Source organism: Agarivorans sp. 1_MG-2023, from assembly GCF_030548385.1.
Lineage (GTDB): Bacteria > Pseudomonadota > Gammaproteobacteria > Enterobacterales > Celerinatantimonadaceae > Agarivorans.
Window position 1 is genome coordinate 333,385 of record NZ_JAUOSJ010000005.1, and the last position, 15,679, is coordinate 349,063.

General features: G+C 45.9%; 9 protein-coding genes. 8 read left to right on the forward strand and 1 reads right to left on the reverse strand.

Features of this window, described 5'->3' with window-relative positions:
• Positions 1–31 precede the first annotated feature (31 nt).
• Positions 32–2,644 carry a hypothetical protein gene (locus tag Q4592_RS09870; RefSeq protein ID WP_303512379.1) on the forward strand — a complete coding sequence of 871 codons (2,613 nt, stop codon included), beginning with the start codon at positions 32–34 and terminating at the stop codon, positions 2,642–2,644.
• A gap of 81 nt (positions 2,645–2,725) precedes the next feature.
• On the opposite strand, the gene Q4592_RS09875 is transcribed toward Q4592_RS09870, so the two are convergent.
• On the reverse strand, positions 2,726–4,630 hold the full coding sequence (locus Q4592_RS09875) for a sigma-54-dependent Fis family transcriptional regulator (RefSeq protein ID WP_303512382.1): 1,905 nt from the start codon (positions 4,628–4,630) through the stop codon (positions 2,726–2,728).
• 290 nt (positions 4,631–4,920) lie between these two features.
• Between Q4592_RS09875 and Q4592_RS09880 the strand changes: the two genes are divergently transcribed.
• The 7 genes from Q4592_RS09880 (at position 4,921) to Q4592_RS09910 (ending at position 15,670) form a co-directional block, all read left to right on the forward strand.
• The gene (locus tag Q4592_RS09880) at positions 4,921–6,021 is read left to right on the forward strand and encodes an ABC transporter ATP-binding protein (protein ID WP_137674876.1); all 1,101 of its coding nucleotides are present in this window, start codon (positions 4,921–4,923) and stop codon (positions 6,019–6,021) included.
• Complete coding sequence (locus Q4592_RS09885) at positions 6,014–7,117, forward strand: ABC transporter ATP-binding protein (RefSeq protein WP_303512384.1); 1,104 nt, start codon at positions 6,014–6,016, stop codon at positions 7,115–7,117. The genes Q4592_RS09880 and Q4592_RS09885 overlap by 8 nt, the downstream gene beginning before the upstream one ends.
• Entirely contained in the window at positions 7,110–7,973 is an 864-nt protein-coding gene (locus tag Q4592_RS09890) for a carbohydrate ABC transporter permease (protein WP_137674878.1), read from the forward strand. Before Q4592_RS09885 ends, Q4592_RS09890 begins: the two co-directional genes overlap by 8 nt.
• 22 nt (positions 7,974–7,995) lie before the next feature.
• Positions 7,996–8,796 (forward strand): carbohydrate ABC transporter permease, encoded by an 801-nt coding sequence (locus Q4592_RS09895; RefSeq protein WP_303512387.1) that lies wholly within the window; start codon positions 7,996–7,998, stop codon positions 8,794–8,796.
• Positions 8,797–8,806: 10 nt separating this feature from the next.
• Positions 8,807–9,079, forward strand: coding sequence for a DUF2160 domain-containing protein (locus tag Q4592_RS09900; protein WP_137674880.1), 273 nt, complete (start codon positions 8,807–8,809; stop codon positions 9,077–9,079).
• Between the two features lie 97 nt (positions 9,080–9,176).
• A complete protein-coding gene (locus Q4592_RS09905) occupies positions 9,177–10,901 on the forward strand; it encodes an ABC transporter substrate-binding protein (RefSeq protein ID WP_303512389.1) in 1,725 nt (574 codons plus the stop codon).
• Between the two features lie 515 nt (positions 10,902–11,416).
• Positions 11,417–15,670, forward strand: coding sequence for a hypothetical protein (locus Q4592_RS09910; protein ID WP_303512391.1), 4,254 nt, complete (start codon positions 11,417–11,419; stop codon positions 15,668–15,670).
• Positions 15,671–15,679 lie beyond the last annotated feature (9 nt).

Genomic DNA, 15,679 nt, shown 5'->3' on the forward strand with positions numbered 1-15,679 from the left:
AGTTACAGCAATGAAATACAGGGAAGTAATAATGATTGTTCAAATTAACAGGCTTTTAAATCAATTTCTTAAAATGAGCTTGATTGCTTTGCTGTTGTTATTAACTGCTTGTATCGATGAAGAGGAAGAGGTATCTCCTGTACCTAACTCGGATGCAGCAGTGCAGGTTAAAAACTTGCGCCTACAAGAAGGTACTACAGAGCTTGCCGTTGGTGACTCCTCTCAGTTGGTTGTTAATGCTGACTACAATAATGGTACTACCAAGCCTTTGCCTAAATCAGGCCTTATTTGGCGCTGTGAAGGCTTTGCTGTAGATATTAGTTCAAGTAGTGAAGTGAGTGCGGTCAAAGCTGGTGAGTCAAACTGCATTGTTTCATTTAGTATGTTGCAACTCGCAGTAGATTTTGTCGTCGCAGCAAATGATAATCCGACTTCACCAGGAGAAGGTGATACGACTTCACCGGGTGATGGTAATACTACTTCACCAAGTGATGTTCGCAAGCTTCGTTTAGGTGCTGGGGAAACATCTTTGAAAGAAGGTGACACCTCTCAATTAGTTGTTAACGGTGTTTATGCTGATAATTCAGCTACGCCTATAGCAAACTCTGAGCTTGTTTGGCAATGTGATAGCCCAGCAGTGAATATTAGCGCCACTAGCTTCCTAAGTGCATATAAAGCTGGCGAGTCTATTTGTAAAGTCAGTTGGAACGCGTTGACGCTCTCTGTAAACTTCGTAGTAACAGCCAGTGAAGTCCTACCTGATTTTATTAGTACCATTCCTCAAGGGCATTTGATTCTTCCTTTGGCTACTAAGCAAGACATTAAGCTTACCGGATACTTCTCCAATGGCACCAGCGAGTCTGAGCCTTCTGATGCAACATTGAGCTGCGATACTAGTAACGTTAGTTTAAGTGCAGAGAATGTGTTGACAACCGAGAGTGTTGGCCAAGCCACTTGTACCGCTACTTGGAAAGAAAAGACTGCTCAGCTTCTGGTCACTGTGGTTGATTCTGCAGCTACCCAACGTAAACTGTCTCTGGCTTTCCTCGACCACCTACGTTTTTCCGATGAAGATTACAGTAAATTCACTGCTTGGGTAGATAAAGCGGTGGAAGGTAAACCAGGTTATGGCTTTTCACCGACAGACGCCATTTATATGTACTACCTAACCCAAGATAAAAAGTATATTGATTTAGCGATTGCAGATGTCGAAGCGCAAGTGGTTGCAGCTGAAGCCAAAATGGCTGCTAATGAGAAGCCTGCTGTTAGTGCAGATTCTTACCTACATGTTGGTAACTACATTTCTAAGCTAGCTTATGCTTATGACTATGGTTACGAGTTACTTAGTGAGAGTCAGCGAAAACGATGGGAAAACTACGCCGAACAAGCGATTTGGAATGTGTGGAATCATAAAGATGCGGAATGGGCGGGTAATTCCTTTTCATGGAGCGGTTGGGCGACTACTAACCCAGGCAATAATTACCATTTTAGTTTCCTGAAGGCGACTATAACTTGGGGGGTGGTTACTCAAAATGACACATGGTTAAACCTTTTAAGCAACGATAAACTGCCAAAGTTGGTAGCGTACTATGACCAATTTGAGAAAGGTGGTAGTCGAGAAGGAACCGGTTATGGTGTTGCTCAGCGCGATCTGTTTGAATTGTACCAAATATGGAAGGATTCAAGTGGCGAAGACCTTTCAGCCCAGTCTGTTCATTCTAAGGAGACTATCGATTACTGGATACACGCAACCACTCCTCCCCTAGAAATGTTTGCCCCGATTGGCGATCAGTCTCGAGTTTCTAAACCAAAGTTATTTGACTACCATGAAAACTTGATACACCGAGCTGCATCTTTAAATATTGGTACAGATGAAGCTAAACGCGGTAAGTGGTGGCTAGATAATAACTCAGTAAATCCAATTGTTTATGGGTTTAACTTAGATACCACATTGCTACAGCAAGAGCTTAATCAACTAAAACCAACCGAGTTGGTATATCACGCGACCGGTGCTGGGCACTTGTTTGTTAGATCTTCTTGGGAAACCGATGCTACTTGGCTATCTGCAGTCGCGGGTATTTATGATGAGTCTCATGCCCACCGTGATCAAGGTTCGTTCAGTTTGTATAAAGATGATTGGTTAGCGGTAACACAAAACATTTGGTCACACAGTGGCATCCATCAAGAATCTGAAGTACATAACATGGTGCGTTTTGTCGAAGATGGTGAAACCATTTTGCAAAAACGCCGTACTGAAGCGACCATGGATTACACAGTTAATGGCGCTGAAACTATTATCAACATGGATTTAAGCCAAATCTATGCGGCTTATGATTCAGTGACGTCATGGCAGCGCAAGATTAACTTCACTGCAAACCGAGTACTGGTAAGTGACCAGTGTGTTGTAGCTGACAGTGTGTCGGCTATTTGGCAAATTAACCTTCCTGTAGAGCCCATTGTTAATAATGATGGCACCATAACTGCTGGTAATTTACTTATTACTCCTATTGCCCCCGCTAATCCTTCACTAAATATTGTGAACTGGCAGGATGTGAATGAGAAAGAGTATAAAGATCCACATTATAAGTTAGAGCTGCAAGGCGCTGGCTGTAACTATCAAGTACAGTTAGATGTATTGAATTAATCATCTAAACAGTAGATAAAAATAGGGAGCCGATATGGCTCCTTTTTTTATTGTTTGATAGTTATTATTACGCAGCTAAGGCTACTTGTAACCACTCTCTCTTAAGCGCTTATAAACAGTGTTTCGGCTTACACCAAGCTGCTGAGCCGTTTTAGATATGTTGCATGACAAGGATTGATAAACCGCAACAATATCTTGAGTACTGGAGCTTTTAGTTAGGCGTTCGGCGTCGTTGCTGAGCGTTTCTGCAGAAGGCGTAAAGGCTTCCACATTGTTATTCTTGCTGTCTAAGTCAGCAAAGAAATCATCGGGTAAGTGTTGAAAATCGATGGCTTGATTGTCAGACATGGCCTGTGCAATTTGAATCACGCTCACTAACTGGCGAATGTTACCTGGCCAAGGGTGCTGGCAAAAGCTCTGCATGGCACGCTCGGTAATTAAGCCATCTTGTGGCGTCTCAGCGTAATAATTAAGTAAGAACTGAATCAAGTGTTGGCGGTCACTGCGGTGGCGTAACGCAGGTAACTCTATGTTTAAACCGCTGACCCGATAATATAAATCTTGGCGAAAACCGCCGGCTTCTACCTCATCTTTTAAATTACGATTAGTCGCCGATACCAGTTTAAAATCTACTGGGTATGACTCAGTGCTGCCCAACGGGTTAACACGGCGTTCTTGCAGCACGCGCAATAATCTAGCTTGCACATTTAAGGGCATGTCGCCAATTTCGTCTAAAAACAAAGTGCCTTTATCGGCTTTACGTATTAAACCAATATACCCCTTATTGCTTGAACCTGTGAACGCCCCTTTTTCATAACCAAATAGCTCTGACTCGACCAACTCTTGGGGAATAGCAGCGCAATTTACCGTTACCATATTTTGTTTACTACGCAGGCTAGATTGGTGCAGCGCTTTTACAAACACTTCTTTGCCTACACCGGTTTCGCCGCGGATCAATATTGGGATCTCTTTATCAACAATACGCTTACTTTGTGCCACGGCTTTCGCCATTACTGGATCGCCGAGGTTGAGGTCATCTAACAAGAACGGCTGTTTCTTATTGCCTTGCTGACTATCGGTGTAGGTATCAGTTTTCAACAGTGTCCTAAAGTCTAAGACTCTAGGTTTAGCTTGTTTAGGTTTGTGTAAAATGCCATGCACTCTAAATTGCTGACAGGTGAGCAAAGGAACTTGAAAGCTCTCTGGCTGGTTAATGAGCTGGCTCACGCTTATGTCGAATAATTCACTGATATTTACCAGTTTTAAATCTGTTGCTAGCACCAGCTCTGCTCTGCGATTAGCTGAGATAACGAGCCCATTCTCGTCAAATACAATCAATGCAGACCATTGGCTATCTATGTTTTCGGGGCTGGTATTAAAACGCAGTAAAAAGTGTTCACTGTTAAAGTGGGAGATAATGAGTTGGTTTTCTACCGCTTGCGACATGATTTTTACCATGCCTAAGGTATGAGATTCAGGTAGGTAGGTATCACTAGAGATATCGATTACGCCAACCATTTCTCGGTCCACTCCAAAAATAGGTGCAGCAGACCCGGTCATAAATCGATTAGCCACCAAAAAGTGCTCATCGTGATGAATTTGCACCACACTCCCTGTTTTTAGTGCGGTACCAATTGCATTAGTTCCTAATGCCGGTTCTTGCCAGCCGGTACCTGGAGCAAAAATCTCTTGGTGTTGTTGCTTAAAGCGCTGCTCCCCCCAGCTTTTTAATACGTAGCCTTGGTGATCTGCCAGCATTACTTGGCTGTTGCTGTTAGCTAAAAGGTTCTCGTAATAAGGCAAAACTTGGTGATGGGTGGTTTCTAACAGTTGATGATGCTGCTCTAACAAGCAAGACAAATCGCCCGCAGATTTATGTTCAACCTCCGGCTCACTGTGGTGGCTTAACCCCAAGTCTCGGCAACGCTGCCAAGAGTGTTTGATTAGTGCTTCATGCTCCAAATACCACTGAGTTTTTTCGCTCATTTTCGTCCTTTAATCAGCATCACATCAGTAAACGTGAACTTGATCAGGGCTGAACTTTCGCATACGAACATTATTTGGTCAAAACTGATTAACAAAATGTTCACATTGATCACGTTTTATGAACATACTTAATTTCAATAAAAGCTTTAATTATAATTAAATTCATTTAAATCAGTTGGTTAATAAAATTATTGAATATGGCACGGCTCTAGCAATCATCTTCGTAGATTTGCGATTGTGAACACAGTGCGAACATTGTTTAGCGCTAAGTAAAAGGAGATCCCCCACCCATGTCACTGACATTGGAAAACGTTACACGGATGGTTGACGGTCAATACTACATAAATCAAGCCAGTCTCAACTTTGAGCCGGGATCGTTTAATGTATTACTTGGTCGCACCTTATCGGGCAAAACCAGCTTGATGCGATTAATGGCGGGTTTAGATAAACCCAATACTGGTCGAGTACTGATGAACGGATTAGATGTCACCGGAGTGTCGGTACAAGAACGAAATGTATCGATGGTGTATCAGCAGTTCATTAATTATCCCAACATGACGGTTTACGACAACATTGCTTCACCTTTGCGTTTAGCTAACGAATCGGAAACGCTGATTAACAAGCGGGTGATGGAAACAGCAGAAATGCTGCACATTACTTCTTACCTATCGCGTTTGCCTTTAGAGCTTTCTGGCGGCCAGCAGCAGCGTACAGCCATGGCAAGAGCCTTGGTAAAAGATGCCGATATTATTTTATTTGATGAGCCTTTGGTGAACTTAGATTACAAGTTACGTGAAGAGCTGCGCCAAGAAATGCGAGATTTGTTTGCTCAACGCAATACCATTGCGGTGTATGCCACTACCGAACCTAATGAGGCTTTAGCTCTAGGCGGTACCACCACCATATTGCATGAAGGGCGCATTATTCAAAGTGGCCCCACTGCTGAAACCTACCATTCGCCCTGCAATGTGACTGCTGCGGCGTTGTTTAATGAGCCACCGATTAATCTCATCACCGGCAAAATGAGCGCCACTGAAGTGACCTTTGATGACAAAGTGCATTTTCCTCTTAATGCTGACTTAAAAGCCTTGGGCGAGGGGGATTATCAGTTTGGTATTCGACCAAGCCATTTGAGTTTATTGCCTAAAAATGACGATGATCTAGAAATCTCGGTGCAAGTTGAGTTGGCTGAGATTTCGGGCTCCGAAACCTTTTTACATGTACGTAATGAGCACTTCCAATTGGTGCTGCATTTATCTGGCGTGCATTCCTACCATGTGGACGAAAAAATAAAAATCTATGTGCCTACCCACAAATTACACGTGTTTAACGGTGACGGGCAACTAATTCAGGCTTCGAGCCGTCGCATTGAGGACCATTATCATGGCTGAGATCCAACTTAAATCACTGGCTCACTGCTATGACAAGCAAGCAGACGAACCACTCTATGCCATTAGAGAGATGAATCATGTGTGGCAAAAAGGCGGAGCATACGCGTTGCTTGGGCCTTCGGGTTGCGGAAAGTCAACCTTGCTCAATATTATTTCTGGTCTGCTAGAACCCTCGGACGGTGAGGTTTTATTTGATGGGGTGAGGGTAAACGATATTCCGCCGCAAGAGCGCAACATTGCTCAGGTATTCCAGTTTCCGGTGGTGTACGACACCATGACGGTATTTGATAACTTAGCCTTTCCACTTCGTAACATGGGCGCTAGCAAGGCCAAAGTGCAGTCAAAAGTAGGGGAAATTGCCGAGATCCTCGATCTCACCGCGGTGCTCAATAAAAAGGCCGCCAACCTAAGCGCCGATGAGAAACAAAAGGTGTCGATGGGGCGTGGCTTGGTACGTGATGATGTATCAGCAATTTTGTTTGATGAACCGCTCACAGTCATTGACCCACACCTTAAGTGGAAGTTGCGCCGGAAGCTCAAGCAAATTCATGAGCAGTTCAACATTACCATGGTTTACGTGACTCACGATCAGCTAGAAGCCTCAACCTTTGCCGACAAAATTGCCGTGATGTACAACGGCCAAGTAGTACAGTTTGGCACCCCGCGAGAGCTGTTTGAACAACCTAACCATACCTTTGTGGGCTACTTCATTGGCAGCCCAGGGATGAACTTGATGGAAGTTGAGCGTTGCGAGCAAGGTGTGTGTTTTGGGGCACAAAAAATTGCCTTAAGTCCGGTCGAGATGGCTGCCGTAAACGCCAGCCAGTCCAATAACCTAAAAGTAGGTATTCGCCCTGAGTTTGTGCATGTTTGGGATAAGCCCAATGGTGATGCTTACCAAGCTGAAGTGTTGTTTGTAGAAGATCTCGGCACCTACAAAATCCTCAGTTTGAAGCTGGGTGAGCAAGTAATAAAAGCCCGTCTACAAGAAGACCAACGCGTACCGCAGCAACATGCCTACATTAGCTTTCCCGAACAATGGTTGATGCTGTACATAGACGAATACTTGGTAGCCAAGGAAGACAATCATGATTAAACCTTATACCAACAAAGCGTGGTACTTGGTCTTGCCAGTATTTGCGCTGGTGGCTTTTAGCGCCATCATCCCTTTGATGACGGTGGTGAACTACTCGATTCAGGATATTTTTGATGCCAATACTCGCTATTTTGTGGGCACCGAATGGTATCGAGAAATCCTCAACGATACTCGCTTGCACGATTCACTGGTTCGACAGTTTATTTTCTCTGGCTCGGTACTGTTAATTGAAATCCCATTGGGCATTTTAGTGGCGTTAATGATGCCTGCTCGCGGCCCTGGTTCGGTAGTGTGCTTGCTGGTATTGGCCTTGCCCTTGTTGGTTCCACTCAATGTAGTGGGCACCATTTGGCAAATTTTTGGGCGGGCTGATATTGGTTTATTTGGCTGGGCCTTAAATAGCCTTGGTATCAACTACAACTATGCGGCAAACCCCATGGACGCTTGGTTTACCGTGTTGCTGATGGACGTATGGCACTGGACTTCGCTGGTGGCTTTGCTGTGTTACTCCGGCTTGCGGGCTATTCCTGATGCTTACTACCAAGCGGCGCGAATTGACCGTGCTTCAAACTGGGCGGTATTTCGTTTTATTCAGCTTCCTAAACTTAAAAACGTGCTGCTGATTGGCGTGTTATTGCGCTTTATGGACAGCTTTATGATTTACACCGAACCCTTCGTGCTCACCGGTGGCGGCCCGGGTAACTCCACCACATTTTTAAGCCAAACTCTAACCAAAATGGCTGTAGGTCAATTTGATATCGGTCCGGCAGGCGCATTTTCCATCATTTATTTCTTAATCATCTTGTTAGTCAGCTGGCTGTTTTATACCGCCATGACCCATAACGACGGTAAGTAAGCACTAGCGAAAGGATGCAACTATGAACATTAAAAAAACACTAGGAATGGGCACTTACATCTTGTTTCTACTGTTACCGATTTATTGGTTATTGATTATGTCGTTTAAGAGTAATCAGGAAATTTTGGGCGGCTTAAGTTTTTGGCCTGAGCATTTCACGTTGGCTAATTACATCACTATTTTCAGCGACGCCAGTTGGTACATGGGCTACGTCAATTCAATTTACTACGTGTCGCTAAACATGGTGATTACCTTAGCGGTGGCATTACCTGCGGCTTATGCCTTCTCGCGATTTCGTTTTATCGGCGACAAGCACCTGTTTTTTTGGCTGCTTACCAACCGAATGGCGCCTCCGGCGGTATTTTTGCTGCCCTTCTTTCAGCTTTATTCGTCGGTAGGTTTGTTCGATACCCACATTGCGGTGGCCTTGGCGCACTGCCTATTTAATGTGCCGTTGGCGGTGTGGATCCTCGAAGGTTTTATGTCTGGTGTACCAAGAGAAATTGATGAAACCGCCTACATCGACGGTTATAGCTTTCCGCGCTTCTTCGCCAAAATCTTCATTCCACTAATCCGCTCTGGCATTGGTGTCACCGCCTTCTTCTGTTTCATGTTTAGTTGGGTGGAACTGTTGCTGGCGAGAACACTCACCTCGGTAGACGCGAAGCCCATTGCCGCAGTAATGACTCGCACCGTCAGCGCCTCGGGCATTGATTGGGGCGTGCTCGCGGCGGCAGGCGTATTAACCATTTTACCTGGCGTATTGGTTATCTGGTTTGTGAGAAACCATGTGGCGAAAGGTTTTGCCCTCGGACGGGTATAGGAGAAACAGCATGAATTGGATGGCTTGGACGACTCCATCAGCATTATTTTTTACCGGCATTGGCTGCATTTTGTTTGCCATGACTTGCTGGGAATTAAAGAGCCCTTGTGTGGCACGTAAAGGGTTTTTACCGATCACTACCACCCGTGGCGATCGATTGTTTATTGGTTTATTAAGCAGTGCGTTTATTCATCTTGGTTTTATTGGGATGACTGAACTGAGCATTTGGTTACCGTTTTCGGTAGCGGTGGTGTGGCTGTTTATTGTGATGAAATGGGGGTGACCTGCACACAATTTGAGAGCAAAAAAGGATGTGCGAAGGCATCAGTAGATGCCGTAGAAAAAACAACATGCACTTTAAAAACAAAAGGAATGAAGAAATGCCCTACAATAAAAAATCAATGTTTAAGCTAGCTCGCCTTAGCGTGGCAATGGTTATTGCCGGCTGCAGTAGCGTAGCCTTAGCAGATCAATACAGTGATGCCGCCAAACAGTGGGTAGGTGATGAATTTACACCTTCTACGCTTAGTCAGCAGCAGCAAATGGATGAGATGGCATGGTTTACAGAAGCGGCAAAACCATTTCGCGGTATGGAAATTAATGTTGCTTCAGAAACCATTACCACCCATGAATATGAAAGTAAGACCTTAGCCAAGGCGTTTTTCGAGATTACTGGGATCAAGGTTAATCATGACTTGATTCAAGAAGGTGACGTAGTAGAAAAACTGCAAACGCAAATGCAGTCGGGTCGTAATATTTATGATGCCTACGTAAACGATTCAGATTTAATTGGTACTCACTTCCGTTACGGTAAAGTGGTGCCTATTAGTGATTTTATTAAAGGTGAGGGTAAAGATGTCACCCTCCCAACCCTCGATTTAGAAGACTTTATCGGTCTGAGTTTTACCACCGGCCCAGATGGAAAAATTTATCAACTGCCAGACCAACAGTTTGCCAACCTCTACTGGTTCCGTGCCGATTGGTTTGAACGCACCGACTTAAAAGAGAAGTTTAAAGCTGAATATGGCTACGAGTTAGGGGTACCACTTAACTGGTCAGCCTATGAAGACATTGCTGAATTCTTCTCGGAGAAGGTAAAAACCATTGATGGCGAGCGTGTATACGGCCACATGGATTACGGTAAAAAAGATCCTTCACTCGGTTGGCGCTTTACCGATGCTTGGTTGTCTATGGCGGGTGCGGGCGACAAAGGCATTCCTAACGGTGTGCCGGTTGATGAATGGGGCATTCGAGTAGAAGGCTGTAACCCTGTGGGCTCAAGTGTAGAGCGCGGCGGTGCAACCAACGGCCCTGCGGCAGTTTATGCTACCGCAAAGTATGTTGAATGGTTGAAGAAATACGCGCCACCAGAAGCCCCCGGCATGACCTTTGGCGAAGCCGGTCCGGTACCTGCTCAAGGTAGCGTGGCCCAGCAAATATTCTGGTACACCGCCTTTACTGCTGATATGACCAAGCCAGGGTTACCAGTAGTGAACGAAGACGGCACACCTAAGTGGCGTATGGCTCCATCGCCGCGTGGCCCTTACTGGGAAGAGGGCATGAAGCTGGGTTATCAAGATACTGGCTCGTGGACTTTCCTAAACTCTACGCCTTTAGACAGACGCCAAGCTGCTTGGTTGTATGCCCAGTTTGTGGTGTCTAAATCGGTATCATTGAAGAAAACCTTGGTGGGCTTAACGCCTATTCGTGAGTCTGATATTAACTCGCAAGCAATGACTGATGCCGCACCTAAACTCGGTGGCTTAGTAGAGTTCTATCGCAGTGATGCACGAGTTCAGTGGACGCCAACAGGAACTAACGTACCAGACTATCCAAAACTGGCTCAACTATGGTGGCAATACGTAGCAGAAGCGGCCAGCGGTGAGAAAACACCTCAAGAAGCGATGGATGGTTTAGCCGCAGCCCAAGACAAAGTGTTAACTCGCTTAGAACGCAGTGGCGCGCAAGGAGAATGTGGACCTAAGCTTAATCCTAAGCAAGATGCCTCTTACTGGTTAAACCAACCTGGCTCACCTAAAGCCAAATTAGCCAACGAGAAGCCACAGGGTAAAACTATTGCTTATAAAGATTTAATCGCCCAATAAGCAAGTGACTCAAACAAAAGACCCAGCCAAGCTGGGTCTTTTTGTAAGCTTTTTAAGTCGGGATAAATAGCAGGTTTGGTTTTAAATAAGAGTCAACACTTTTGAGCTTGCTAGGTATATTTTTTCTATTTTTCTTCGTGTGCCTTTATAAGCCTACTTCTGTCTTTGTTGGGCTCACACAACTGTAGTCTTGCTATTTCTTTTTCTATAGAGTTTTTATTTTTGTCCTTCCCAATCTTTTCATTCTCAGCCAACTTCCTTCTTAAAGCAAAAAAGTGTATCAGCCCCTTTTCTTGAGAGGCTCTTTACCAAGCTTGTGCACCATTTTTTACAGGCCTGCGGATAAACTCATTAACAAAACGCCTGCTTCTATTGGCTTATTCAGGTTTTGTCAGCTATTAGTTTTTGATTAGCCTTCGTCAGTATTCTCACAACTTAGCCGTGTGGCGTCTTGTAGCTCTCTTTTAAACTTCTATGACAGCCCGTATTTATGCGAGATAAGAGGAATATGTCTTATGCCAAGCTCTTCCAGCTTTACTCGAATGATGGATCCTCTGGTTACACTGGAGTCACTACCAGGGATTAGCCAAGGCGATATAGCAGCGCTGCGGCAAATAGATATCTTCTCAGTGAGCGATTTATTGCACTTTAAGCCTGTTCACTATGCCCAGATCCTAAAAGCATATAGCCAAGGTTTGATTAATCACCATATAGAGCGGGCAGCCTACTTGAAGGACGAGTTTGCTGCAGTTGAAGTGGCTGCCGTTGGTTATTTGCCCCCAAATTCCTTGCGCGAACTAAGCGCTAGGTCAGCGCAAATCTTGGAAAGCTTTTTCGGTATTGTTTCAATTAATGAACTGGCAGAATTTGGGCTTTATCATGCCGCTCAGCGTTATTTAACGCAACCAGAACAAGGTTTCGATGAGGCCCCTTCTGCGCCCGATGAACTAATGCCAGGGATGATTGGTAGCACTCATAGCAGCGTTCGCTTCTCTAGCTACGTGAAGGGACAGAGATATCAACTGCAAGGGTTACGCATAGATGCTCAAACTACTGATAATAGCTTTGCTGGCCTGTTAATGAGTGACAGCGTGTCGGCGCTTATGGAACAAAAGCCACCGCTAAGTTTCTATCTTGGATACATTGTTCATCTTAAGCAATATTGGCGCAACATGGGGACACATTTAGGCGAGGTTATTCATTCGTTGGCGCTAGCACCCGGCGAGTCGCGCAATATTGCCGTGATTGATTGGTATCGCAAACAAAGCTCTAGTAGAGGCGAGACCACGCGGATTGACGAGCAACTAAGCAATAGCATGACTCACACTCGGGCCCTGGATGAAGTGACTCAAGCTACGGCTTTGGAGCATCAACGTGGCCAAACCAATAGCGAGGCCTCTACCAGCTCGGTGGGTACTGGTTTGTCTGCCGGTGTCGGAGGTGGACGCTCCGATGGGGGAAACGCCAGCGGCACCTTGCCACTTAAAGAGCTTACCGGTATTCCGATGGATCTAGACCTCTCTGCTGCCAGTATTTTATCCAGCGCTGGCGGGGCAGGGGGCTCTGCAGTGTTTTCGCATGTGGCTCAAGAAGGGGTGGTGCAAACCGAGACCAACTCTACTCGGCAACTGGTGTCTGAGTTGCAGCAGAACATTACCGACCGCAGTGTGCAAAACGCCTCATCAATGCGCTCTATTCGCTCTTCGGTGGTGGTGACTGATGAACAACAAGAATCTGAGCAAATCACTACCCGTAATGTTACCAATTACAATCATATGCACGCCTTAACCGTGCAATATTTTGAGGTGCTACAGAAGTATCAAGTAGAAATAGATACGCTCGATTACACCCCGATCATGTACTTGCCCTATCGCCCCATCACTTTTGACTTCGAGTTTATCCGTGCCCATTGGCGGGTATTGCAAGCCTTAGTGAAACAGGATTCAGCACGGCTCTATCAGCGTTTTGCTTCAATCATAGAGCGGCCTGATTATTCGACAGAAGTGATTGATATCAGCAGCGATCTTTCTGTTACCGCGATCACCGCTCATATTGTCACCCTTGAAGATAGTCATTGGGCCTTGATCTACCGTAACAGTAGCTCGGTTGAACACCGGGTGACGGGACTCGGGCCTAAAATATCTCGCGATGTTGATTTCAGTGGTCGCGACCGCATACGCTTGGATGACTTAGTTTCATTGGAAGTGACGGCTGTTTTACCTCCAGTAGCAGGTAGCCCGGATTTATCTCATATTCAATTTATCAAAGCTGAATTGGATATGACAATAGTCGATGAGGGAGCGAACGAAACTAAGGTGAGTCTATCCGTCCCGTATACTTTGCTTGCTCGGGATTCTAAAGTACTGTTTTCTGATTTGAAATCTGAAGTGATCAGTGCGCTTGAGCAGCAAGCGAGCATTGTCCCCTTGGATTACATTAAAGAGATTGAGTTGTTTTTTAATCGACAGCGTTATGCTGCTACGCGTTTATTGATTTTTTCGACTGAACGCGAGCAGTTAAGTGCGGTGCTAGAAAGTCTCCACATCCAATCGGCACTTCATCCACCATTACCCTTGATGGAGTTGGCTTCCGCCACACCGGTGGGCTTCACCGAGAACTTCATCATTCTTAAGCTTCATCAGTCGGAACAACAAGCGGCAGAGCAATCTTTGGTGCTAAGTGAAGCTGTGAGTACGGTTCACGGTAAGGATCAGCAAGCTTCTTTTAATCGGCCACTATCTGGGCGCTTAAAAGTACGAAAGCAGGGAGAGTGTTGTCAAATAGAAATAGAGTTGATGTCTTCAGCGGAGCGCAGCAGTGATGACATCATTGCAGAAATTACCCTACAACTGCATGGCCAAGGTCCGAGTTATCAGGGAAGTGGCTTTATCCGAGAGCCTAGTCCTGACGGAGAACTAAGCATTTCACTTCACAAGGTTAGCTTGGATTGGCAGGACACTAAGTTTGAGCTTTATAGTGAATTTCTGAATCAGGGTAAAGTGACCCACTATGACTTAGAGGGCGTCATTAGCCCCGCTGTTGCCGAGCCTCATCCTTTACGTTCAAGCATCGACTGTTATTTAAGAACACTGCGTAGCAGCTTTGTGGATCTCATTGGCCAACAGCGCGTTACCGACACCATTTATCTTCCTTCGGCCGGTGTCTTTGGGGAAGCAATACTAGGGCGGGCGAATAGCGCAGAGAAGATAGATGCCAGTCGTTATTTCAATTGGCAAGACTCGCTTATCCCGCACACAGCCTCAGAGATAGCCGCCATTCAAGCGGGGAGCCGTGACAGCGGTATCTCCGATATGAATGCCACGGTAACCGACGGAAATCTCAGCATTATGCCGCCCACGCCTTTGCCCAACTCACAGACCGCCGCCGCGACGTTAGCCGCACTGGGCACGCCAGGACTATTCCGCGATGCTTCAGGCAGTGCCTTATTGAGCTCAACCTTATCTACCTTGGCCGAGGTGGCACTGCAAACCGCACAACACGCTGGAACACTGGCGGGCGATGCGCGCAGTGATGCTTTAAATAGTGCGGTTTCGCTAGGTCAACAAGTATCCGATGTGTTGGCCAGTGTTAACTCCAAGCCATCTGGTCCAATAGCCAATCCTAGCAATGTGACAGAAGCGGGAGCGGGAATTAACCAGGGGTTGGGAATTAATAACAGTAATCAAAATGCCTTTAATGGTGAGAACTCTAGTCAAAATAATAATCATAACCAAAATGACAATGCCGCGAACAATGAAACTAACGTTGCTACCGGTGCTAGTGCAGGCGCAAATGCCGGGGCGGGAAGCTCTTCAGGTGGTGGCTCTGGAGGGAGTGGCGGCAGCAGTGGTGGTTCTGGGCATGGTGGAACACAAACGGAAATCGTGAATGTCACGCTGAGAGGCTTTGTACCCAGCCAGTTATGGGCTCTGTCAAACGCCTTTGATATAAACGAAATGTCAGTCACTTCCGTGGCGAGCACTTTGGTCGATATGAAAGACTTTATTACGACGTTGATCAGTGAGGGCTGGGATAAAGCGGTAGCTAAAAGTGAGCTTGGCAACACTGAGTGCGCCGATTTGTTACGGGCAATATTCCGCTTTGAAGGCGATGACCGAGAGTTTAGCGAAGGTGATGCTCAGGGGATCGGCTCCATGTTCGAGTTGAGCGTCCAAGTTAAGTTGAATAGGGCGACGGGCGAAATTAGGCAAGTGACAGAACAAAATAAGGCCTTTGGAACTCCAGGCTTATATACGCAGTTAGATTCTACGGGGAATGTTGGTGACGTTTGGTGGGCTGAAGGTAAGGAGACTGATGCGACAGTTTTCGATAAAACCGACGTTAATCTTGGCGATAAATCGCTGCTAGAGCTAGGGGCCAATGGAAGGATTTTGACTTTGGCAGTGTTAGGGGCGCGGCCATACGCACCTTACGATGGCGCGAGTTTTGGCGAAATGAAGAGCACCATAAAGTTAGGCGATTATGTGGACTTTGAGTTGCCCTTAAAAGATGTGTTTACCGCCGTAGTTGACCGAATTGGTCTTGGCTCTGTTCACGCGCTGTTTGAAGTGAGCTTCAATTGGGAGCATGGTCAACTGAAGGTGTCTGTCGCTGCGGAACACCAGTATTTTCCTTGTTATGAAGTCATCGTTGACTACGCTGGAGAGTCGACCTCGGTTTATACTTTTGATGCTCGACAACATGGTCAAGGGCCGAGCTCGTTATCTCGCTCAAAACAAAGCCAAGAGGGTAAAGTCACGAGGCTGTAAGCAACTTCA